Below are 22,523 nucleotides of genomic sequence, written 5' to 3' on the forward strand. Positions count from 1 at the left end.
ACCCCCAACCCCTCCCCCACAAGGGGGGAGGGGAGCAATGTTCCCCCTCTCCCCTCGTGGGAGCGGGGGGCGGCAGAGGCAGAGATCACCCCTCCACCCCCCACCCCCAACCCCTCCCCCACAAGGGGGGAGGGGAGCAATGTTCCCCCTCTCCCCTTGTGGGAGCGGGGGGCAGGGGGGTGAGGGGGTCCGGGGAGTGAGGGGACCACTGCCCGCCCCAACCCTACAGCGTAATCACCTGATCCGGCGGACTCCCGGCAAGCGCTTCGTACAATTGCGGGAAGCAGCCAGCCACCACGCCATCGACCAGCCCCTTCGCTTTGACCTGCCCGAAGCCGCATTGCGTGAAATCGCCCTCCCCCAGATCGCGCTCGATAGCGCAGCGGTCGCACACCATGAGGAGAATGTTCTGTTCCTTTGCAATCTTCGCCAGGCGCTCGCCAATCGGGTCGCCCTTGCGCAACACGTACAGGTTATCGTCGAAGAACATCATCCCGACCACATGTGCGCCATGAACCTCCTGTTCAAGTTGCGGCAGGATCATCTTGCCAAGTTTGTAGGTTGCCGACATATCAGTTGCAAACACGTATGCGACTTTCACGAGTATCTCCCTTTCATTGACGGATATACAGCCTTAATCGTCCAACTCCGGGTTCCATGCCGCCCACTCGCCGAAGGGATCGGCGAACTGCGCCCATCCTGCGGGACCCAATGCCATCTCGTCGTCGGTAAGCAGACAGGCGTCGAGGCGCGCGCGGAGCGCCGCTTCGTCCATATCCTGCCCGATCAGCACCAACTCCTGCCGCCGATCACCCCACTGACTGTGCCAGACCTGCGCCAGATACGCGTCATCGTCGAGATCGTCCGGCAATTCGTCTTCCGGCAGCGCAGCCCACCACATGCCGCCCGGCGCCACACGACATGCACGCCCCGCCTGCGACCAGAGACCACTCATCTCCATGCGCGTCGCCAGCCAGATCACCCCCTTAGAGCGCAACACGCCGGGCCATTCATCGTGGATCAGGTCCCAGAACCGTTGGGGATGAAACGGCCGCCGCGCGCGGTAGACAAAGCTCGAAATGCCGTACTCTTCAGTTTCCGGCATATGCTCGCCACGCAGTTCCTTGAGCCAGCCAGGCGCCTGCGCCGCCCGCTCGAAATCGAATCGTCCGGTGTTCAGAATAGCGTGCAGCGGGACACGCCCAAAGCTCGTGCGCACGATCTGCGCATCCGGGTTGAGTTTGCGCAGCAGCGCCTCAATCTGATCCGCCTCTTCCGGTGGGATCAGGTCGATCTTGTTCAGCACCAGCACATCGGCGAATTCCACCTGATCGATCAGCAGATCGACGACCGAACGCTCATCCTGCTCATCGGCAACCAGATTGCGATCGCACAGATCGTCGGTCGAGAAGAAATCGCGCGGAAAATTGAATGCGTCAACGACCGTCACCATCGTATCCAGACGCGCCAGGTCCGCCAGGCTGACGCCGGTTTCATCCGCAAAGGTGAATGTCTCCGCCACCGGCAGCGGTTCGGAGATGCCGGTCGACTCGATCAGCAGATAGTCGAAGCGCCCTTCGCGCGCCAGGCGCGCTGCCTCGATGAGCAAATCCTCGCGCAGGGTGCAACAGATGCAACCATTGGTCATCTCGATCAGGCGCTCCTCGGTGCGGCTGAGCGTCGCACCGCCGCTGCGCACCAGCCGCGCATCGATATTGATTTCGCTCATGTCGTTGACAATGACCGCCACCCGCATCCCTTCACGGTTCGCAAGCACGTGGTTGAGGATCGTGGTTTTGCCGCTGCCGAGAAATCCCGACAGAACGGTGACCGGCAACGATCGCACCGGTTGCTGCGCCATAGAGGTCCCCTTTGAGATCAATGCATGGTTGTCGGCAATAGATGATAGTGTATATCATCGATATTGTCAAACAGTGGAGTGCGTGTCTGAAAAAGTCAATTGGGTGGGCGAAGGCAGTGCCTTCGTCCACCCAATTGCACCTCATGAGGCGAGGGTTCAGACACGCGCCTACTGAGCCGTGATCGGCGCTGGCTGGCGCAGCAGCGCCACGATGTCGCGCTCAATCATTTCGGGGGTGTCGATAGGGGCGTAGCGGCGGCGCACCTTGCCCTGGCGGTCGACCAGGAATTTGGTGAAGTTCCACGGAATCGTCTGAATGCCCAGGAGTCCCGGCTTTTCCGCTTTCAGCAGCGCGAACAACGGGTGGGTAGCGGGACCGTTCACGTCGATTTTCTCGAAAATCGGGAAACTGACCCCATAGTTGCGGGTGCAAAACTGCTGGATGGCGTTCGGATCGTCGTACTCCTGACCGGCAAACTGGTCGCACGGGAACCCAAGAACCACGAACCCGTCGTCGCGGTAGCGACGGTAGAGCGCTTCAAGACCGGCATACTGCGGCGCGAACCCGCATTTGCTGGCGACGTTGACGATAAGCAGGACCCTGCCCCGGTACTCGCTGAGCGGCTGCGGCGTGCCGTCGATCAACCGGGCAACGATGTCGTATATGCCCATGGTGTGAACTCTCCCTGGTAAATGTGTGCAATACCTGTGCAATTCAGTATGACCGGTTTTGAGCAAACTGTCAAATCCCCGGTCGTTGACATCCCTTTCTTTAAGTGATAGCATATATCATGCAATTATTCCCGACGGTGCGGATGAACCCATGCCACTCTACATCTACACCTGCCCGGAGTGCGAGATCGAAGTCGAAGAACTCCGCCCTTCCTGGCGCGCCGATGATCCGGTCGAGTGCCCGGTCTGCCACGGGTTGTGCTCGCGCGACCTGAGCAGCTTCAGCATTCGGTCGCGCAATGCGCCCAAGCCGGTCTACGCCAGCCCAGAGCAGGTCAGGCGCGCTCTCCATGGTCCCGGCTGCCCGTGCTGCATCCCGCGACGGCGGTCGTAATCTCTTCCGATGCTCAGGAGAACATGAGTATGTCTATTGAAGCGCCATTGCAATCGGTTCCGGTGACTATTCTCACCGGGTTTTTAGGCTCTGGAAAGACCACACTGCTCAACCGAATCCTCCACGCCGATCACGGCTTGCGGGTAGCGGTGCTGGTCAATGATTTCGGGAGCATCAACATCGATACGCAACTCGTCGTCGGCGTTGAGGGCGAAACGATTTCACTCGCCAACGGCTGCATCTGCTGCTCCATTCGCGGCGACCTGCTCAAGACGGCGCTGCTGCTGCTGGATCGCGCGGAACCGCCCGAATATCTCATCATTGAGACGAGTGGCGTGAGTGATCCGTGGGCGGTGGCGGAAACGTTCGATCTGCCTGAATTGCGCCCCTTCTTCCGGCTCGACTCGGTGATTACGGTGGTTGATGCCGAATATGTGCGACAGCAGCAGTACTATGAAGACTTGATTATTCATCAGATCAGCGCAGCGGATGTGGTGGTGCTGAGCAAGGTCGATCTCGTCAGTGAGGAACAGCGTGCTCAGGTTGAAGAGTGGGTGCGCCAGATTGTGCCGCGTGCCCGCATCCTTCCCGCTGTCCACGGTGATGTGCCGATGAGCCTGATCCTCAACGTTGGTCGCTACAACCTCGAAGTGCAACCACGGATTGTCGTCCCCCGCCATGCCCATGAGCATGACCATCACCACGACCACGAGCACGGTCCGCACTGCGATCATGACCACGAGCACGACCATCACCACAACCACGACACCGAGTTCAGTACGTGGAGTTACGTGAGCGACCGACCATTCAGCCTGAAGAAATTGCGCTCCGCTTTGCAGGACTTGCCGGCGACGATCTTCCGCGGCAAGGGGATTCTCTACCTGGCGGAGACGCCCAAGCGTCGCGCTATTCTGCACATCGTCGGTGTGCGGATTACGGTGACCGTCGGGGAACCCTGGGGTGATACGATTCCCGGTACACAGATGGTCTTTATCGGCGTGCCCGGCGGGCTGGACGCCGATCAGTTGACGGCGGCGTTCGATGCATGTCTGACCGACGCGCCAGGGCGCGAACAGGTCACAGGGCAGCAGTCGTGGTTCCGTCGGATGTTTGGCGGCGTTTCTGGTACAATGTGAATAACGGGATGTGACCAGAGCCTGCCCGAAAACACGCGCGCTCTGGCTTATCGCAGGGTGCGTCGGCGCCAGGGCAATCTCACGTCGAACTGTGGAGATTGCTTCTTTTCGCCTGCGTGAACATCGAACCCCTGATCTTCGGACAGGCTCTCAGCACCCTGCATTGCTGCCAGCACATGCGCCGGAGACACTGTTTGACCCGCCAGTCGCTCGAAAAACATCAGGTCCTGATCTATCTGGTTGCAATCTCTGCCGGTCTCCTTGTCGGTTTCATATCCCCTGAAGCCAGCGCGGCGCTGGAGGTGGCGTTATGGTATGTGCTCGGTGTGCTCATTTACGCCACAATGACCCAGATACCGCTGACGCATCTGCGCGAATCGTTTGCCGACGCCCGTTTCCTGGCAGCGGCGGTGATCGGCAACTTCGTCGTTCTGCCGCTGGCAGTCTGGGGGCTGATCCTGCTGGCGCCTGATGACTCCGTGGTGAGCCTGGGCGTTGCAATGGTCCTGCTGGTTCCATGCACCGACTGGTTTATCACCTTCACCCATCTGGGACGTGGCGATACGAAGAGCGCCATTGCATTCTCACCGCTCAGTCTGCTGATGCAAATGCTCCTGCTACCGCTCTATCTCTGGCTCTTCTTCGGCGAAGGCGTGGCATTGACGTTCGCCAGCGGCGATATGCTCAAGGCGTTTGTTGGATTGATTGTTCTGCCGTTACTGGCAGCGTTTGCGACTGAGCGATGGGTCGAGCGTGGCAATAACCGCGCTGTTCTGATCGAACGTCTTGGGTGGCTGCCGGTTCCACTGCTGGCGATCGTTGTTTTCATCATTGCTGCGTCGCAGGTCCACCTGGTTGCGGGTTCGGTCGCCTGGTTGAGCCGCTTGCTGGTGATCTTCGGCGCTTTTCTGGCTCTTGCCAGCGCCCTTGCCTGGTTGATGGCCGCGCTATTCCGGTTGCCGGCGTCCCAGGGACGTGTGCTGGCATTCAGTTTCGGCACACGCAACTCGTTCGTGGTTCTCCCGCTGGCGCTGGCGTTCCCGCCAGGGTTCGAGGTCGCGGTTGTCGTGATCGTCTTTCAGTCGCTGGTCGAACTGATCGGGATGGCGATGTATCTGTGGTGGGTGCCAGGGCATCTGTTCCCTCAATTGAGATCGGAGAGCGGCAAACCGAGAATTGAGAACCGGGTGAGGGGTGAGGGGTGAGGGGTGAGGAGTGAGGAGTGAGGAGTGAGGGGTGAGCCGTGAGGGGTGAGGGGTGAGAGCAATGAGATCGATAAACTTAACCCTTGACTCCTAACCCTCGACCTTCCTACCTGTCACCTGCCACCTGCGTTCTTTGCGCCTGGCTTCATCTTCCCAACCACTATCTATAGCACGCGGGCATGCCACCGGCACGCCCCTACCACCGGCGGGCGCGCCTCTGGCGGGCGGGCCACCGGCCTGCCTCTACATTATGTCACGTGCACCGTAAAACCGGCGCGGGCGAACCTCCCTCTCCCTGCGAGGGAGGGGCGGGGTAGGGGCGTACCATCGGCGGGCGGGCCACCGGCGCGGGCACGCCCCTACCTTCACACGTTCAACGTTCAACATTCAACGCCCCCGCCCCACCGGTGATGCTCAACATCGATGGCGTCAGGCCATCAGCAGCGGCGCGCACCACCCGTCCGAGCGCCTGGAGCCATCCTTCGGTTGTCGGGTAGGTGTACCCGATGCACACCAGCCGCGGGTTCGTCCGTGATCGCCAGTATCGGTCGAGCAGCGGACGCCCGCCGGTGTCGTAGTCGAGCAGATGGGCAACGGGGTCGAGCGCCGGTCGGTAGCCGGTCGCCAGGATGATGGCGTCGAACGGGGCGCTGCGCCCGTCGCAGAAGTATGCGACGCTGGCTTCAAGGCGCTCCAGTTCAGGGTAGACAGTGATATGTCCTGCGGCGACCGCCTGTGGCAATTCATAGCCAACGACCGGGTAGTGGGTGAGTGGCGATCCGGGGGGCAGCGGCAACCCGAGATGGCGAAAGTCGCGCCGGCGCAACAGGCGCTCCGCCAGCGGCGCCGGCAGGGTACGCAATCCCCAGGCAGCCAGGCGCATTGCCGCTGCTGATCGAGGTCTGGGGACGAACGCTACGCCGCTGCGCACGGCAATGCCGGTTTCGATGCCATCTTCGGCGAGATCGACGGCGATTTCAGCGCCGGAGTTGCCCGCGCCTACCACCAGGACCCGCTGCCCGCGGAACGGTTGCGGGTTACGGTAGTCGCGGCTGTGCAGAATAGGACCGGCGAACCGCTCGTCACCCGGAAGACGGGGACGCACCGGCGCGCTCCAGATGCCGGTTGCCATCACCAGCGCCGATGCCTCCAGTATCCCGCTGCTGGTTCTGAGCACCCAGCGCCCTGCCTCAACATCGGCACGGCGCAGATCAACCCCTTCCGCGATCGGCAACGCAAAATGGCGGGCGTACTGCCGCAGGTATGCCAGAAACTGCGCACGGCTGGGGAAATCGGGGTAGTCCGACGGCATCGGCAATCCGGGCAGCGCCGAGACCTGTTTCAGTGTGTGCAGTCGCAAGCGGTCGTAGTGATGATACCACGACTCACCCGCCTGTCCCCGTTCGATTACGCGACACGGCAGCCCGCGGCGCGCCAGTTCGGCAGCCATTGCGAGTCCGGCAGGTCCTGCGCCAACGATAATGATCAAGGCGCTCCTCCCGGATTTCGATGCGTCTGCGGGAGTTTCTCGAAGATGAACTTGCGCATCGCGTACATCGTCAATGCTGGCGCCACACGACCGACCGCTGCGATCAACCGGTTGGTCATCCCTGGTATCACCTCTGTGCGCCGGCGTTCAACCGCCATCACGATAGACTGCGCCACACACTCCGGCGACATCCGGCGGCTCTCCCGGCGGTTGTCGGGGCTGTAGCGCCGCGCATGATCGGTGCGCGTCGGTCCCGGATAGACCGTCGCTATGTGCATGTTTCGCTGCGCCAGCGCCACGCGCAGACTCCGCGCATACGACGCCAGCCCTTCCTTGGTCGCGGCATAGACCGCTGCGCCAGGGTACCCGGTGTAGACCGAGAGTGACGCAATGAAGACCAGCGCGGCGTGCGGCGTGAGCAGTGTGTGGCGTAACAAGCCGGCAGTCAGGTGCAGCGGAGCGCGCAGATTGACATCCAGCACCGCCAGTTGATCGTCGAGCGGCATGGCGGCGAAGGGTCCAACGGCATTGATCCCGGCGCTCTGCACCACGACATCGACGGGCGGAAGCGTCATAAGTCGATGGAACACCTGAGAAATGTCGTCCGGTTGTGACAGATCGGCTTCGATCCAGGTCGCCGTCGCGCCAGTTTCGTGCAATGTGCGACAGAGCCGGGCAGCCTGCACAGCATCGCGGTCGATGATCGTCACCATCCACCCGGCGCGGGCGTACCGTTCCACGACTGCCCGCCCGATGCCGTTGGCGCCGCCGGTGACGACGCAGTGGTAGAGAGAGGGATCGGCAGGTTTCGGGTAGATTGCCGGATGCGCCGGTTGAAGCGCACTCCGAGCAGCGATTGCATCGACCAGACCGCCCAGGTGACGCCCGGCGAAACGCAGCAGGCGATTGATGGCGCCGACGGTCGCCACCGGCGTATCCTGCTGGATGACGCGCACGATGTGTTCCGCCATCCACTCTGGCGATGGAAAACGACGCCCGCCGATGCGGTCGAGCGGAACTCCCGCCTTTGCATGCATACCGGTGCGCGTAGCGCCTGGATGCACCACCTGCACACCAACCATGCCGCGCAGTTCCTCACGCAGATTGCAAGCGAACCCTTCCAGCGCCGCTTTGGTTGCCCCATACACCGCGTAGTCGGGTGCGGGAAGCGCGGCAACGACCGATCCGACGAAGACCACGCGCCCACGTCCCGCCATCAGCCGGGGAAGGAGGGCGTGGGTCAGCATAATCGGAGCGCGCAGGTTGACGTTCAGCAGCGCATCGATCTCCTCCGGCGTCTGGGCATCGACGGCGCCGTATGAGCCGATGCCCGCGCAGTGGACGAGCAGATCGAGACGACCAACGCCATGCTGCCGGAGAAACTCTGCGATCAGCGCAGCCGCGAACGGTTGCGCCAGATCGACGCGACAGTAGTCGCTGCGCAGATCCGGCGGAACCATCGCCGCCGGACGTCGCCCGACGCCGATGACCCGCGCGCCGCGCGCGCGATAGATCCGCGCCAGCGCCCGCCCGATCCCGTCGCCGGCGCCGGTGATCACCACGACGGGAGCGCGTGGCGGCGGGTAATCATGGTTGACTTTCGATGGAGAGTTTGAATACATATTCCGCTATCCGCCTACCCGCCCGGCGACTGCGGTCGCGGGCTATGGAAAGCGAAGCCCGCCTGCACGGGCTAAACCGGGCGACACCAGATTATTTGTCAAACATCAAGAAAGGCGTCTGCTCTCTATTTTTCCCGCTGTACCAAGCATGCTACGACGCCTGCTCGCTGCGGCGCAGTACGCGCGCGATCGCAATCCCGCCAGCAAACAACGCGGCGGAAAGCGCCAGCGACCAGGGATTCACCGCCGAGACGCTGAAACGCCCGGCGAGAATGTCGTCGAGATTGAGCGACGCGCCGGCCAGCACAAACACGAGCGTGCCCGGCAGCGCGCCGAGGATCGAACCCAGTAGAAAGGGACGGTAGGGCACGCGCAGGAATCCCGCCAGATAGTTCACCAGGTCGTAGGGCAGATAGATCAGGCGCGTGACCAGAACGGCGGCAAACGCATTCGTGCGCAACCGTTCGGCATAGCGCCCGACAATGCCGCCATTCGCGGCGTTATCGGGCAGAATGCCGCGCCCAAACACGCGCCCGAAGCCATACGCCAGCGTCGCCGACATATTCGACCCAACGACCACAAACAACGTTCCCCAGAGCGGACCCCAGATCGCGCCGCCCGCCAGTGAAACGACGACTGCCGAAAAGAACGCAAGCGGACGCAGGGTGTAGATCAGAATGTAGATCAACGGACCGATTGGTGAGCGCAGCAGATCAACCAGTGCCTGCAAGGTCGCGGCGGGTGTGCTGCCGGTGATCGCCGCATAGCCAAAAAACCCGCCTGCCAGCGCGATCCAGATGGCAGCCGCAGCCGCCTTCTGCCAGTGACGCGCCAGAATGCTGTTGTGTCGTTTTTCCCGCTGACCGCAACCTGCTTCCACTTTTCCACCTGCGACCCTTCGCGCCGTTGGCGGGCGCCCACAAGCGGCGCCCCTGCCTCGGCGATGCCCCTCGCACGCCCACAAGCGGCGCCCCTACCTCGGCGATGCCCCTACGCGGACCGCAACCTGCCACCTGCAACCTTCCCACCTGCACCCCCTCGCGCCTCGCGCCTCGCGCCTCGCGCCTCGTGCCTCGCGCCTCGCGCCTCGCGCCTCGTGCCTCGCGCCTCACACATTCCGCACCGCCCAGACCACCCGCTGCCCGGCGGTAATCAGCGTTAGCGCCGCCATCACGCCGAACAGGATCACCAGCGCATCGGGAAACAGGAGAAAGAGGGTATAGAATGCAATCGTTTCGGTTCCCTCAATCAATCCTGGCGGCATCGTCACCGAGGTGGGTTCGCCGCGCGCTACGGCGCCCGCGTTGCGCTTCTCCAGCACCGCCGCCAGGTACATCCAACTGGCGCCGTTGATGTAGAAACTCGCCAGGAGCAGCGCCAGCGCCACAAGTGCGGCAGGCTCGCCATGCGCCAGCGCCAATCCCAGTGGTATGGCGGCATAGACCACGAAATCAAGCACGATATCCAGGTACGCCCCCAGATCGCTCTGCTTCCCGACAGAGCGCAATTGCGCCATCCAGACCATCAAGGATTCGATTGACCAACCAGAGACCCACGGCGAGCCAGTATGCGCTCTGCCAGGCGGCGACAGCCGCGCCAAGACCGACGATTGCCGCCAGAACGGTCACGACCGTCGGGTGAATATGGCGGACCGGACCGCGCACCAGCGCAGCGAAGAGGGTGTCTTTCGATTCGCGGAGAACTTTATCGACCACAGGCTTTGAATGAATATTCCGCTATCCGCCTCGTAGCCCGGCGACTGAAGTCGCGGGCTACGGGTGCGAAGCCCGCCTGCGCGGGCTTCACTGGGCGATACCGGATTAATCTCAAACTCCATCACGTCCGCGCGTGCGCCACCTGCTGGATCGACGGCGCTGCGTGGAGTAGCGTCGTTTCCTGTCAATTCGTGACGACATCCACGGGCATATCTTCCGTCGCGCCCCCCGGCTTCGCCAGGCGGTAGCGCAGGTAGGCGCGCACTTCACCACGCAGACCGGTAAGCGTATCGCGCAGGAAGGTGTCCGCCACTTTTTGAATACCGCTGGAAAACGTCGGATACGGGTAGACGATGCGGTACAGCCGGTAGAGCGAGACTCTCTCCTGGATCGCTAGCGTGAAGAATGAGATCATCTCCGACGCCTTTGGCGCGACGATCGTAACTCCCAGAATCCTTCCGGTCAGCCGTATGGCATCCACGACGATGAACCCATGCCGCACATCGTCAGTATACCCGCGATCGGTCTGTGTCGCCAGATTTACATGGATACGCTTGATCAGTTTCGGATGGTAACGCTGCGCTATCTGCTGCGGACTCATACCGACGGTTGCAACCTCTGGATCACTGAACACGACGCCGGGAAAGAGCGGTTCCGGGTCACGCGCCGGCAACCAGGGGAATGCGATCCGCTGCACCACGCGCCGTCCCTGCGCATTCGCGGAATGGGTGAAGGCAGATATGGCGGTGACATCGCCGACGGCATAGATACCCGGCGCACTGGTGCGCCCATAGGCGTCGGTCACGATCCCGTCGTAGAGAGTTACGCGCACGCCGACCTTCTCCAGCCCAAGCCCTTCGATATTCCGCTCGCGCCCGACCGCGATCAGCACCGCGTCCACCTCTTCCAGCGATGCGATCTGTCCGGCGCATTCGACGCGCAGGGTGTGCGTGGCTTCGTCATACGAATGGACGCGCGCGTTCAGGTGGAGCGCCACGCCGCGTGCGCGCAGCGACTCCTCGATAGCGCGCGAGGCTTCGGGCAGGGAGCGGGTCAACACGCGCGGCGCAACGTCGATGATGCTCACCCGGCTGCCCAGGTTGCGGAATGCAAACGCCAGTTCGACGCCGACTGCGCCGCCGCCGATGATCGCCAGATGCTGCGGCGCGCGGTCGATCTCAAAAATGCGCTCATTGGTCAGCGCGCGCGCCGCAGGCAGACCCGGCACCGTCAGCAGACGGGGACAAGCGCCGGTTGCCACCACGATGTGGCGCGCTGTCAGGATGCGCTCACCGCCGCCGGGCAGCGTCACCGCCGCCTGGTGCGGCGCGACGATGCGCGCCCGACCGAAGATCAGGCTCAGGTTGGGGACAGCGCCGAACTCCTGCGTCTCCTTCGCACGCAGTGCATCGCGCTTCTGGCGCACCCTGGCGAGCGTTGCAGCCGCGTCGCCAACGCACTGCTGCGCCAGGTGAATGAGCGTCTTCGACGGAATGCACCCCACATTCGTACAATCCCCGCCGACATGGCGCTCCTCGATCAGTGCCACGCGCCTGCCGAGGGACGCAAGACCATAGGCGACGGTCAGACCACCGGACCCGGCGCCGATGACGATGGTGTGGAAGTGGTCGGTCATGTGCCCGGAACCTTTTCGAATATCCTGTCGGGGTACAGGAGTGGCGCGATCGCCTCACAGGCGAGCCGCGTGATGGCTCTTTTTGCCTTTGGCAGAGCGGTACGTATCTTCTTTTGTGGTATGGTGCAGCGGCAAAGCCGCCGCACCATACCACCTTAATCGGAAGCGCCACGCTGCCACAGGCTCTGGCGGCGCCAGAAAACGCGCCACTTTGCACGTCCTGTCAGGGTATACGGTTCAGGCGCCGTTGTTGGTTGGCGCTTCTCCCAAGACCCTTGAGGTCACGCCGTCTGTCGGCGAGGTTCCCGCCTGTTCATGAAGGAACCCGTCACCGGATCGCAACGTCTGTACATTCAGTGGAAGCGAATTGCAACAGGAAAGTGAAGACCCATGGGGACACGATATAGATTGCTGCTCTGCGTTCTGGGTATTGCGCTTTTGGGCGCTGCATGCGGAACGGGCGGCGCCGATCTCGCAGGCACACGCTGGCGCCTGATCGAACTCGACGGGCACGCGCCGCTCAACGCGGGGACGCCGCTGACCCTGAACTTCGAGACACGCGACCAGGCAGGCGGTAATTCGGGGTGCAACATCTACGGTGGGACCTACCGCATCACCGGTGCGGCGATCACCTTCGGCGACCTCGCCAGCACTGCGCGCGCCTGCCTCGATCCGGCGCTCAACGCGCAGGAGGCGGCGTTTTACCAGGCGTTTGGCGCCGTGACATCCTGGGAACTGACTGGCGGGGAGTTGTTGCTCAAGGATGGCAACGGCGCAATGCGGATGCGGTTCGTGCGGGAATAGCGTCCATTCCTACCGCGCGAGCTGCTGCGATCAGGTCGTCATCGGCGGCAACAAATGTGAGACCGGACATACGAGCATTGTAGAAAACGCTCATCCCTTTGGTCCACGCTGCTCGAGTTCAGGTTGCAACTCAAGAGTCAGAGTCGTCATCACACACCTCATCAGACGATGCCTGCGCATGTTGCTGATGAAACCGGTCTTCGCCAATGATCCGGCGCCAGTATAGCACAGCAGCCCGGCTGGGCGTCCAGACATGCAGACCGTTGTGGGTCTTACGCAACTTATCGAGGCGCACTCGCCGGGAACAAGCGCGGCGCTGCTCATGCTACCACGAATACTGATGAAACGCCTCGCAGGCTCTGCACCCGCCCCTTCCACATTACTGCCCGCCACATGGTATGCTCAGAGCAATTTCGTTAACATATCGTCTGTGGAGGCGCCTATGAACATCTTTGACCTGCGCACCCGCCTGATTGAGGACTATAACGCCTATATCAGCAGTTTCTTCCAGATCCGCGACCCGCGCATTCGTGCGACGGTGGATGAGGCTATTCACGCCGGTCTGCTCTGGCCCGAGGCGCTGATCCAGTTGAACCCGGCGTTCGCTCCCGGCGCCTGGATTGATGACCTGGTCGGCGAGGGCGTGTTGCATGAGGAGTGCCGTCGCATCTTCCGCAAAGACAAGGATCGCCCCGAATACCACGGCGCGGGACGGCCCCTGCGACTGCACCAGCATCAGGAAGAGGCGGTGCGCATCGCCCGCCAGGGCCACAATTATGTCCTGACGACCGGCACCGGTTCAGGCAAGAGCCTTTCCTATATTGTCCCGATTGTCGATCATGTGCTGCGCCACGGCACGCGGCGCGGCATTCAGGCAATCATCGTCTACCCGATGAATGCGCTGGCAAATAGCCAGGAGGGCGAGCTGCGCAAGTTTCTGCACCTCGGCTACCCCAACGGGCAAGGACCGGTCACGTTCGCCCGCTACACAGGGCAGGAGAATGATGCGACGCGCCAGGCGATCATCACCGACCCGCCCGATATTCTGCTGACGAATTATGTGATGCTGGAACTGATCCTGACGCGCCAGGCGGAGCGCCGCCTGATCGACGCCGCTCAGGGGTTGCGCTTCCTGGCGCTCGATGAGTTGCATACCTATCGCGGGCGTCAGGGAGCGGATGTGGCGCTGCTGGTGCGCCGGGTGCGCGACCGCCTGGCAGCCGACCGCCTCCAGGTGGTCGGGACGTCGGCCACGCTTGCCGGCGCCCGCACGTTTGCCGAACAACAGGCTGAGGTGGCGGCTGTGGCGTCGCAGATTTTTGGCGCGCCGGTAGCGCCTGAGCACGTGATCGGCGAGACGCTGCGCCGGATCACGCCGGAGCGCCGCACCGACGACCCGGCGTTCCTGGCGGCGCTGCGCGACCGACTGCGCGATCCGCACGCGCCACCTCCTGCCATCTATGCCGATTTTGTGGCTGACCCGCTTTCGAGCTGGATTGAGAGCGCGTTTGGGGTGACGACTGATCCGGGCGGCGCTCGCCTGGTGCGTTCGCAGCCGCGCAGCATCACGGGACCAGAGGGAGCGGCCCGCGAGTTGTCCGCCCTGACCGGGGTTGCGGAAGCGGAGTGCGCCGCCGCGATCCAGGCAGGGCTGCTCGGCGGCTACGCCTGTGAACCGGACCCGGAGACCGGCTTTCCGCCGTTTGCGTTCCGCTTGCACCAGTTTATCAGCCGCGGCGATACGGTCTATGCGTCGCTCGAACCAGAGGCGCAGCGGCATCTAACATTGCAGGGGCAGCAGTTTGTGCCCGGTGATCGCGGGAAACTGCTCTTCCCGCTGGTTTTCTGCCGGGAATGCGGCCAGGAGTACTACAGCGTCCGCCGCATCCGCGATCCGCAGTCCGGGGAGATGTTCCTGCCGCGCCCATACGGCGAGATTCCCGACGACGATCAGGAGCAAGCCGGATATCTCTACCTGAGCAGCGCCAATCCCTGGCCCGATGAGTGGCAGGAACAGGCGAATCGTCTGCCGGAGGACTGGCTGGAAGAGCATCGCGGGGAGTTGCGCGTGCGCCCGAACCGCCGCAAGGGCCTGCCCGAACCGCTGCGCGTTGCGCCGGATGGCGTCATTGGCAGCGGCGACCTGACGGTTCATTATGTCCCTTCGCCGTTCCTGTTCTGCCTCTGCTGCGGCGTCTCCTACGGCGGCGCGCGCCAGACCTCCGATTTCGCCAAACTCAGCTCGCTCAGTTCCGAAGGGCGCAGCACCGCGACCACGATCCTGAGCCTTTCCGCCATTCGCGCCCTCCGGTCGTCCGACCTGCCGAGACGGGCGCAAAAGTTGCTGAGTTTCACCGATAATCGCCAGGACGCGGCGCTTCAGGCGGGGCACTTCAACGATTTTGTGGAGATCACGGTGCTGCGCGCGGCGCTGCTGCACGCGGTGCGCAGCGCAGGACCGCACGGGCTGCGCCATGACGAACTGACCCAGAAGGTGTTCGATGCGCTCGATCTGCCGCTGGCAGCCTACGCCGAAAACCCGGAGGTGCGCTTCCAGGCGCTGCGCGAGACGCAGCGCGCGCTGCGCGAGGTGCTCGGCTATCGCATCTACCGCGACCTGAAGCGCGGCTGGCGGATTACCTCCCCGAACCTGGAGCAGTGCGGCTTGCTCGACATTCAGTACGAGGCGCTCGATGAAGTTTGCGCGGCGGAAGACATCTGGCAGAACGCGCATCCGGCGCTGGCGGGCGCAACGGTCGCCACGCGGATGCTGGTTGCGAAGACGCTGCTCGATGTGATGCGGCGCGATCTGGCGATCCGGGTGGACTATCTCGATGAGCGCTACCAGGAGCGCATCCGGCAGGAGAGCAGCCAGCGCCTTAAGGCGCCCTGGGCGCTCGATGAGAATGAGCGCATGGAGCATGCATCCATTCTCTATCCGCGCCCGCGCGGTCCGCGCGACTATGGCGGCAATCTCTTCCTCTCGCCGCGCGGCGGCTTTGGCCAGTTCCTGCGCCGCCGCACGACCTTCCCTGATTTCCCGGAGCGGCTGCGGCTGGACGACACCGATGCGATCATTCGCAACCTGCTGTCCGCACTCCAGCAGGGTGGTCTGGTGACGATCGTGGAACCGGCGCGCGACGCGACGGATGTGCCGGGGTATCAACTCCCGGCGGCGGCGTTGCGCTGGGTGAGCGGCGATGGAACGCGCCCCTTCCGCGATCCCATTCGCACGCCGAATGAATCACAGGAGGGCGGGCGCACCAATCCGTTCTTTGTGCGTTTCTACCAGGAAGTGGCGGCATCGCTGATCGGCATGGAAGCGCGCGAGCACACCGCGCAGGTCCCGTCGCAGGATCGCCAGCAGCGCGAGGCGGCGTTCCGCGAAGGCGATCTGCCGATCCTCTACTGCTCGCCGACGATGGAACTGGGGGTCGATATTGCCGAGTTGAATGTGGTCAACATGCGCAATGCGCCGCCGACGCCCGCCAACTATGCGCAGCGCAGCGGTCGCGCCGGGCGCAGCGGCCAGCCGGCGCTCGTCTTTACGTACTGCTCGACCGGCAGCCCGCACGACCAGTATTTCTTCAAACGCCCCGAGCGCATGGTCGCCGGCGCGGTGTCTCCGCCGCGTCTCGATCTGAGCAATCAGGACCTCATCCGCGCCCACATTCACGCGATCTGGCTGGCGGAAACGGGACTGAGCCTCGGTTCGTCGCTGCGCGACCTGCTCGATGTCTCCGGCGATGAGCCAACGCTGGAACTTCTGGAGCACGTCCGGGCTGCGATCAACGACGCGGGCGCCCGGCGCCGCGCCCGCGCCCGCGTCGAGCAGGTGCTGGCAACGATCCGTCCTGAATTGCAGGCAGCCGGCTGGTTCCGCGACAACTGGATTGATGCGGTGATCGAGCAGACCCCCCACGCCTTTGACCGCACCTGTGATCGCTGGCGAGGACTCTACCGGGCAGCCCTGGTCCAGGCGCGTTCCCAGGATCGCATCATCCGCGACGCTTCGCGCAGCCCGGAGGATAAGCAGCAGGCGGAACGGCTGCGGCGCGAGGCGGAGGAGCAGCTCAAACTGCTGACCGAGATCGACAACCTGACGCAGTCGGACTTCTACAGTTACCGCTACTTCGCCAGCGAGGGGTTTCTGCCGGGCTACAACTTCCCGCGCCTGCCGCTCTCGGCGTTCATTCCGGCGCGGCGCACCCGGCAGCGCGATGAGTTCCTCTCGCGCCCGCGCTTCCTGGCGATCTCCGAGTTCGGACCGCGCGCGATCATCTATCACGAGGGGTCGCGCTACACGATCAACAAGGTGATTCTGCCGCCAGCCACCGAGGACGATCCGCTCACGCGGCGGGCGAAGCGCTGCGAACGCTGCGGCTATCTCCATCCGGTCACCGACGGGGATGGGCTCGACCTCTGCCAGCGCTGCGGCGCGTCGCTCGAAAAGACATTGCGCAACCTCTTCCGGCTCCAAAATGTCGCCACCAAACGCCGCGATAAGATCAACTCCGACGAAGAGGAGCGCATGCGCATCGGGTATGAGATCATCACCGGGGTGCGCTTCGAAGAGGCTGGCGAGCGCGCCAGCCCGGTGCGCACGGCGAATGTGCTGCGCGAAGGGATGCTGCTCGCGCGCCTGACCTATGGCCATACCGCGACGATCTGGCGTATCAACCTGGGCTGGCGGCGGCGCAAGGAGAAGGAGCAGTACGGCTTCGTGCTCGACGTGGAGCGCGGCTATTGGGCGCGGAATGATCAACTGGCGGACGATGAGGACGATCCGCTCTCAGCGCGGACGCAGCGCGTGATCCCGTATGTCGAAGATTACCGCAACTGCCTGCTGTTCGAGCCGGAAGCGCCGCTCGACGTTTGGGTCATGGCATCGTTGCAAGCGGCGCTGAAACACGCGATCCAGGCGGTCTACCAGCTCGAAGACAATGAACTGGCGGTTGAGTCGCTGCCAGACCCGGACAACGACGACCGCCGTCTGATCCTCTTCTACGAATCGGCGGAGGGCGGGGCGGGGGTGCTCAGCCGGTTGCTCGACGAGCAACGCGCGCTGGCGCGTGTTGCCCGTGAGGCGCTGCGCATCTGCCATTTCGACCCGGAGACCGGCAGGGACGAACGCCGTGCGCCCCGTTCGCGCGAGGATTGCGAAGCGGCGTGCTATGACTGTCTGATGACCTATACGAATCAGCGCGACCACCCCCTGCTCGACCGCCATTCAATCCGCGACATCCTGCTGGCGCTGGCGCAGTCCACGCTGGCGGCATCGCCGGTGGCGCGGAGCCGCGCTGAGCACTGCGAGGCGCTGTTGCGTCAGGCGGGATCGGAACTTGAGCGGCAATGGCTGCGCCTGCTCGATGAACGCGGCTTGCGCCTGCCCTCGCATGCCCAGTACTTGATCGAAGCCTGCGGGACGCGCCCCGATTTCGTCTACCTGGATGACAGGACGGCGGTGTACATTGACGGTCCGCACCACGCCTATCCTGAACGCGCCGCGCGCGACGCCGCGCAGCAGGCATGCCTGGAGGATGCGGGCTACACCGTCATCCGCTTCGGGCACACCGATGACTGGGATGCGATATTGGCGCGCTTCCCGTATATTTTTGGAACCGTGGCTTCTGGGAGCTAGAGCAATACGCTGGGCGGATGAAGGCGTCGCCTTCGCCTACCCTACTGATACTTCTTCGATGCGAACCAATCCGCATTCACGTGTGGATCGCTCAGTTGGGTGGGCGAAGGCAGTGCCTTCGCCCACCCAACTGAGGTACATCGTCTATGCTCGATATGAAAGATCTGAGCGCCGAGATCCGGCAGAGAGTTGGTGCGCAACAGTATGTCAATGCATTGCGGGGTAAGCAGGACAAGCGAACGTGAGATGTATACATGTTGTGCTAGCATCATAGCATGATAGCATAGCATGATGGGCACACAAAACTCTCCCATGAGGTCAGAAGCAGCATACACATATCCATATGCGTTTATGGGAAGGTAATCCTCATGCGCGGTCATTCGCACCATCCTGCCGGTGTGCGTTGACCGGCGCGCCTTGCACAACGAACGCGCGAACATCGTGTCTGACTGACTGCAAGTTAGTATCAGTATGAGCATATGACAACCCGAAACACCTTCGCTGTCGGCGCTCTGGTGCGCGCTCGCGGGCGCGAGTGGGTGGTGCTGCCCGAATCGACCGACGATCTGCTGGTGCTGCGCCCCCTTGGCGGCACAGACGACGAGATCACCGGGGTCTATCTGCCGCTGGAGCCGGTCGAACCGGCGCGCTTTGCGCTGCCCGATCCGGCACGCCACGGCGATGCCCGCTCCTGCCGGTTGCTGCGCGATGCAGTGCGGCTCGGCTTTCGCTCGAGCGCCGGTCCGTTCCGCTCGTTCGCGCGCATTGCTGTCGAACCGCGCCCCTATCAGCTTGTCCCGTTGCTGATGGCGCTCAAACTCGACCCGGTGCGGCTGCTGATCGCCGATGATGTCGGCATTGGCAAGACGATCGAGGCGGGCCTGATTGCGCGCGAACTGCTGGACCGCGGCGAGGCGACCCGCCTGGCAGTGCTCTGCCCGCCCCACCTGGCGGAGCAGTGGCAGGCTGAACTGCACGATAAGTTTCATATTGCAGCGGAACTGGTGTTGCCGGGTACGGCGACCCGCCTCGAACGGCGCTGCGCCCTGGGCCAGTCGCTCTTCGAGGTCTACGACCATGTGATCGTCTCACTCGATTTCATCAAGTCGGAACGCCGGCGCGACGAGTTTCTGCGCACCTGCCCGGAACTGGTGATCGTCGATGAGGCGCATACCTGCGCTGCCAGCGCCGAACGGCGCAGCAGCCAGCATCAGCGCCACGCGCTCGTGTCCGGGTTGGCGGCAGACCGACAGCGCCACCTCATCCTGGTGACCGCCACGCCGCACAGCGGCGATGAGGCGGCGTTCCGCTCCCTGCTCACGTTGCTCGACCCTGCGTTCGCCGACCTGCCCGATGACCTGAGCGGGCCGCAGCACGAGCCGCAACGCCGCCGCCTGGCGGCCCACTTCGTCCAGCGGCGGCGCGGCGATATTCGCCACTATTTGCAGGCGGAGACCCCCTTCCCGGAGCGTGAAGACACCGAGGCGCACTACAAACTGAGCGAGGGATACCGGCGACTGTTCGAGCGCGCGCTGCGCTACGCCCGCGAGACGGTCGCCGACTCCGCCGATGGCAATCGTCACCGCCAGCGGGTGCGCTGGTGGTCGGCGCTGGCGTTGCTCCGCGCCCTGGCTTCAAGCCCGGCGGCGGCGGCGGCGACCCTGCGCGCCCGCGCCGCCGTTGCTGATACGACGACTGCCGAGGAGGCGGATAGCATTGGGCGACGGACGGTGCTCGATCAGATCGAGGAGGAGAGCAGCGAAGGAATTGATGTGGTTCCCGGCAGCGACAGCGGCGAGCAGTCCGGCGATGATGAGCGCGGTCACCGACGGCGCTTGCTCGACCTGGCGCGCGACGCCGAGGCGCTGCGCGGCGCCGGCGATGCGAAACTCCACAAAGCGATCAGCCTGGTGCGCGCGTTGATCGCCGATGGCTGCCAGCCAATCGTCTTCTGTCGCTTCATCCAGACCGCCGAGTATGTCGCGGCGGCGCTGCGCGAGCATCTGCCGAACGATGTAGCAGTCGAGGCAGTCACCGGTCTGCTGCCGCACGATGAGCGCGAGGATCGCGTGCTGGCGCTTGCCGGGCATGCCAGGCGCGTGCTCGTCGCCACCGACTGCCTGAGCGAGGGGATCAATCTCCAGCACCACTTCAACGCCGTGTTGCACTACGATCTCTCGTGGAACCCGACCCGCCACGAGCAGCGCGAGGGACGGGTGGATCGCTACGGTCAGCCGAGTCCGAAGGTGAAGGTCATCACCTACTATGGCGTCGATAATCAGATCGACGGGATCGTGCTCGATGTGCTGATCCGCAAACACCGCGCGATCCGCAATTCGCTGGGGGTGTCGGTGCCGGCGCCGGTCAACTCCGAGAGCGTTGTCGAGGCGATCTTCGAGGGGTTGCTGCTGCGCGGGGGGAGCGGCGCGAAGAGTAGCGCACAGCAGATGCTGCCCGGCTTCGAGGACGTGCTGGCGCCGCAACGGGAGACGTTGTTCCGCGCGTGGGACATGGGCGCCGACCGCGAGAAGCGTTCGCGCACGATGTTCGCCCAGGAGGGCATCAAAGTCGAAGAGGTAGCCGGCGAACTGGCGGAAGTGCGCACGGCGATCGGCTCCGGCGTCGATCTGGCCGCCTTCGTGCGTCTGGCGGCGCAGGCGCACGGGGCTGCGGTTTCTGCCGGCAATGGCGCGCTGCGGATCGACATGACCGAAGCGCCACGGGCGCTCAGGGAAGCCTGCGGCGTGGCAACGTCGATCACGGCGCGCTTCGATCTGCCGGTTGGCGATGACGAAGTGTATCTCAACCGCACCCACCCATTCGTTGAAGGACTGGCCACGTATGTGCTGGATAGCGCCCTCGATCCCTTGAGCGACAGCGTAGCGCGGCGCTGCGGGGTCATCCGCACCCGCGCAGTGGCGAAACGCACGACGCTGCTGCTGCTGCGTTTCCGCCATCACATCATCACCCGGCGCGGCGAGCGCGAAACTCCGTTGCTGGCGGAGGAGTGCGCGCTGCTGGCTTTCGCCGGAGCGCCCGACCGCGCCGAGTGGCTCGACGCGGCGGCAACTGAGGCCCTGCTCGACGCGCGCGCCGACGCTAACATCGGTCCCGATCAGGCAATCCACTTTCTGCGCCTGACGCTCGACAACTTCGACCCGCTCTGGCCGCGCCTGAACGAAGCGGCGCGCGAGCGGGGGCAGCGGGTGCTCGAAGCGCATCGCCGGGTGCGCGCCGCCGCCCGCGCCCGCGGCGTCAACTACCGCGTCGAAGCGCAGACGCCGCCTGATGTGCTGGGGGTGTATATGTTCCTGCCAGGATAACGCGCCCCGCCGCAGACCGCCCGGCGGCTGAAGGCGCGGGCGATAGGTTGCCCCGCGCCCTTGCGGTGAGAAATAGTGTAAAATATCCACAACCATGACCACTCGCTCCCGCAACAGTTTCATCACCGTCCGCAGCGAAGGCGCGATCCTGCCAGCAGACCTGCTGCGGCGCATTGCCGACGGCGATCCGGCGCTGGACGGGCTGACGCCCGCCGCCTACCACTTGCTCAACGGCGAGCGGATTAATGAGGCGATCAACCGCGCCTGGATCCGACTGCGCGGCCTCTGGTCTGGTTTTCGCAGCGCCGCTGCAAAACTGCCGCCCAACGACCCCGCCACCGGTCTGACCCGTGAACGCTGGCTGTTGCCGCTCTTTCAGGAACTGGGGTATGGCCGGTTGCAGCCGGCGAAAGCTATTGACCTGAATGGCAAACAGTACGCCATCTCACATGCCTGGGGGCGCACGCCGATCCACCTGGTCGGCTGCGGTGTGGACCTCGACCGACGCACCCCTGGCGTCGCCGGGGCAGCCAGGGGCAGCCCTCACAGCCTGGTGCAGGAGGCGCTGAATGCCGCCGATGGTCATCTGTGGGGCTTTGTCTCGAACGGCCTGCGGCTGCGCGTGCTGCGCGACAATGCGCGTCTCACCCGCCAGGCGTTTGTCGAGTTCGACCTGGAGGCCATGTTCGAGGGGCAGGTCTACGCCGACTTCGCGCTCCTCTGGCTTGTCTGCCACCAGTCGCGGGTGGAGGCCGAGCGCCCCGAACACTGCTGGCTCGAACGCTGGTCGCGCGCGGCTCAGGAACAGGGCGTGCGGGCGCTCGATCAATTGCGCGACGGCGTCGAGGCGGCGATCACGGCGCTTGGTCGCGGCTTTCTGGCGCACCCCGCCAATAGCGCGCTGCGCGAGCGGCTCCGTTCAGGCGCGCTGAGCGCGCAAGACTACTACCGCCAGGTGTTGCGCCTGGTCTACCGCCTGCTGTTCCTGTTCGTCGCCGAGGAGCGCGACCTGCTGCTCGACCCGC

At 64.0% G+C, this 22,523-nt stretch carries 15 protein-coding genes and 1 pseudogene; 7 read left to right on the forward strand and 9 right to left on the reverse strand.

Features of this window, described 5'->3' with window-relative positions:
* Positions 1-223 precede the first annotated feature (223 nt).
* The 3 genes from AC3EA7_RS21295 to AC3EA7_RS21305 form a co-directional block, all read right to left on the reverse strand.
* Positions 224-601, reverse strand: coding sequence for a SaoD/DsrE family protein (locus AC3EA7_RS21295; protein WP_488616086.1), 378 nt, complete (start codon positions 599-601; stop codon positions 224-226).
* A 33-nt stretch (positions 602-634) separates the two neighbouring features.
* Positions 635-1,861, reverse strand: coding sequence for a zinc metallochaperone GTPase ZigA (gene zigA, locus AC3EA7_RS21300; protein ID WP_488616087.1), 1,227 nt, complete (start codon positions 1,859-1,861; stop codon positions 635-637).
* A gap of 168 nt (positions 1,862-2,029) precedes the next feature.
* Positions 2,030-2,533: a glutathione peroxidase gene (locus AC3EA7_RS21305; protein WP_488616088.1), complete on the reverse strand. Its 504-nt coding sequence runs from the start codon at positions 2,531-2,533 to the stop codon at positions 2,030-2,032.
* A gap of 151 nt (positions 2,534-2,684) precedes the next feature.
* On the opposite strand from AC3EA7_RS21305, the gene AC3EA7_RS21310 reads away from it, so the two are divergent.
* The 3 genes from AC3EA7_RS21310 (at position 2,685) to AC3EA7_RS21320 (ending at position 5,268) form a co-directional block, all read left to right on the forward strand.
* On the forward strand, positions 2,685-2,927 hold the full coding sequence (locus tag AC3EA7_RS21310) for an FmdB family zinc ribbon protein (RefSeq protein ID WP_488616089.1): 243 nt from the start codon (positions 2,685-2,687) through the stop codon (positions 2,925-2,927).
* 23 nt (positions 2,928-2,950) lie between these two features.
* A complete protein-coding gene (locus AC3EA7_RS21315) occupies positions 2,951-4,063 on the forward strand; it encodes a CobW family GTP-binding protein (protein ID WP_488616090.1) in 1,113 nt (370 codons plus the stop codon).
* Positions 4,064-4,257: 194 nt separating this feature from the next.
* The gene (locus AC3EA7_RS21320) at positions 4,258-5,268 is read left to right on the forward strand and encodes an arsenic resistance protein (protein WP_488616091.1); all 1,011 of its coding nucleotides are present in this window, start codon (positions 4,258-4,260) and stop codon (positions 5,266-5,268) included.
* 373 nt (positions 5,269-5,641) lie between these two features.
* Here AC3EA7_RS21320 and AC3EA7_RS21325 read toward each other — a convergent pair whose 3' ends face one another.
* The 6 genes from AC3EA7_RS21325 to AC3EA7_RS21350 form a co-directional block, all read right to left on the reverse strand.
* On the reverse strand, positions 5,642-6,757 hold the full coding sequence (locus AC3EA7_RS21325) for a flavin-containing monooxygenase (RefSeq protein ID WP_488616092.1): 1,116 nt from the start codon (positions 6,755-6,757) through the stop codon (positions 5,642-5,644).
* The gene (locus tag AC3EA7_RS21330) at positions 6,754-8,379 is read right to left on the reverse strand and encodes an SDR family NAD(P)-dependent oxidoreductase (RefSeq protein ID WP_488616093.1); all 1,626 of its coding nucleotides are present in this window, start codon (positions 8,377-8,379) and stop codon (positions 6,754-6,756) included. The genes AC3EA7_RS21325 and AC3EA7_RS21330 overlap by 4 nt, the downstream gene beginning before the upstream one ends.
* A gap of 151 nt (positions 8,380-8,530) precedes the next feature.
* Positions 8,531-9,259, reverse strand: coding sequence for a TVP38/TMEM64 family protein (locus tag AC3EA7_RS21335; protein ID WP_488616094.1), 729 nt, complete (start codon positions 9,257-9,259; stop codon positions 8,531-8,533).
* Between the two features lie 228 nt (positions 9,260-9,487).
* Positions 9,488-9,838, reverse strand: a complete 351-nt coding sequence (locus tag AC3EA7_RS21340) for a hypothetical protein (RefSeq protein ID WP_488616095.1) — start codon at positions 9,836-9,838, stop codon at positions 9,488-9,490.
* Positions 9,831-10,094: a hypothetical protein gene (locus AC3EA7_RS21345; RefSeq protein WP_488616096.1), complete on the reverse strand. Its 264-nt coding sequence runs from the start codon at positions 10,092-10,094 to the stop codon at positions 9,831-9,833. Before AC3EA7_RS21345 ends, AC3EA7_RS21340 begins: the two co-directional genes overlap by 8 nt.
* Positions 10,095-10,278: 184 nt before the next feature.
* Positions 10,279-11,730 carry a dihydrolipoyl dehydrogenase family protein gene (locus tag AC3EA7_RS21350; RefSeq protein WP_488616097.1) on the reverse strand — a complete coding sequence of 484 codons (1,452 nt, stop codon included), beginning with the start codon at positions 11,728-11,730 and terminating at the stop codon, positions 10,279-10,281.
* Positions 11,731-12,120: 390 nt separating this feature from the next.
* On the opposite strand from AC3EA7_RS21350, the gene AC3EA7_RS21355 reads away from it, so the two are divergent.
* From AC3EA7_RS21355 to AC3EA7_RS21370, 4 genes and pseudogenes are all read left to right on the forward strand, one after another.
* The gene (locus AC3EA7_RS21355) at positions 12,121-12,534 is read left to right on the forward strand and encodes an META domain-containing protein (protein WP_488616098.1); all 414 of its coding nucleotides are present in this window, start codon (positions 12,121-12,123) and stop codon (positions 12,532-12,534) included.
* 442 nt (positions 12,535-12,976) lie between these two features.
* Complete coding sequence (locus tag AC3EA7_RS21360; protein WP_488616099.1) at positions 12,977-18,175, forward strand: DEAD/DEAH box helicase; 5,199 nt, start codon at positions 12,977-12,979, stop codon at positions 18,173-18,175.
* A 479-nt stretch (positions 18,176-18,654) separates the two neighbouring features.
* A complete protein-coding gene (locus tag AC3EA7_RS21365) occupies positions 18,655-21,498 on the forward strand; it encodes a helicase-related protein (RefSeq protein WP_488616100.1) in 2,844 nt (947 codons plus the stop codon).
* A 94-nt stretch (positions 21,499-21,592) separates the two neighbouring features.
* A pseudogene (locus AC3EA7_RS21370) lies at positions 21,593-22,523 on the forward strand (Eco57I restriction-modification methylase domain-containing protein); the annotation flags it as partial.

The sequence above is a fragment of the Roseiflexus sp. genome (assembly GCF_057785375.1).

Excerpts from the sequence above, each read along its gene's own strand:
- AC3EA7_RS21315 (WP_488616090.1), top strand. The coding sequence starts at position 2,951 with ATGAGTATGTCTATTGAAGCGCCATTGCAATCGGTTCCGGTGACTATT.
- AC3EA7_RS21310 (WP_488616089.1), top strand. The coding sequence starts at position 2,685 with ATGCCACTCTACATCTACACCTGCCCGGAGTGCGAGATCGAAGTCGAA.
- AC3EA7_RS21360 (WP_488616099.1), top strand. The coding sequence starts at position 12,977 with ATGAACATCTTTGACCTGCGCACCCGCCTGATTGAGGACTATAACGCC.
- AC3EA7_RS21305 (WP_488616088.1), bottom strand. The coding sequence starts at position 2,533 with ATGGGCATATACGACATCGTTGCCCGGTTGATCGACGGCACGCCGCAG.
- zigA (WP_488616087.1), bottom strand. The coding sequence starts at position 1,861 with ATGGCGCAGCAACCGGTGCGATCGTTGCCGGTCACCGTTCTGTCGGGA.
- AC3EA7_RS21350 (WP_488616097.1), bottom strand. The coding sequence starts at position 11,730 with ATGACCGACCACTTCCACACCATCGTCATCGGCGCCGGGTCCGGTGGT.
- AC3EA7_RS21365 (WP_488616100.1), top strand. The coding sequence starts at position 18,655 with ATGACAACCCGAAACACCTTCGCTGTCGGCGCTCTGGTGCGCGCTCGC.
- AC3EA7_RS21355 (WP_488616098.1), top strand. The coding sequence starts at position 12,121 with ATGGGGACACGATATAGATTGCTGCTCTGCGTTCTGGGTATTGCGCTT.
- AC3EA7_RS21330 (WP_488616093.1), bottom strand. The coding sequence starts at position 8,379 with ATGTATTCAAACTCTCCATCGAAAGTCAACCATGATTACCCGCCGCCA.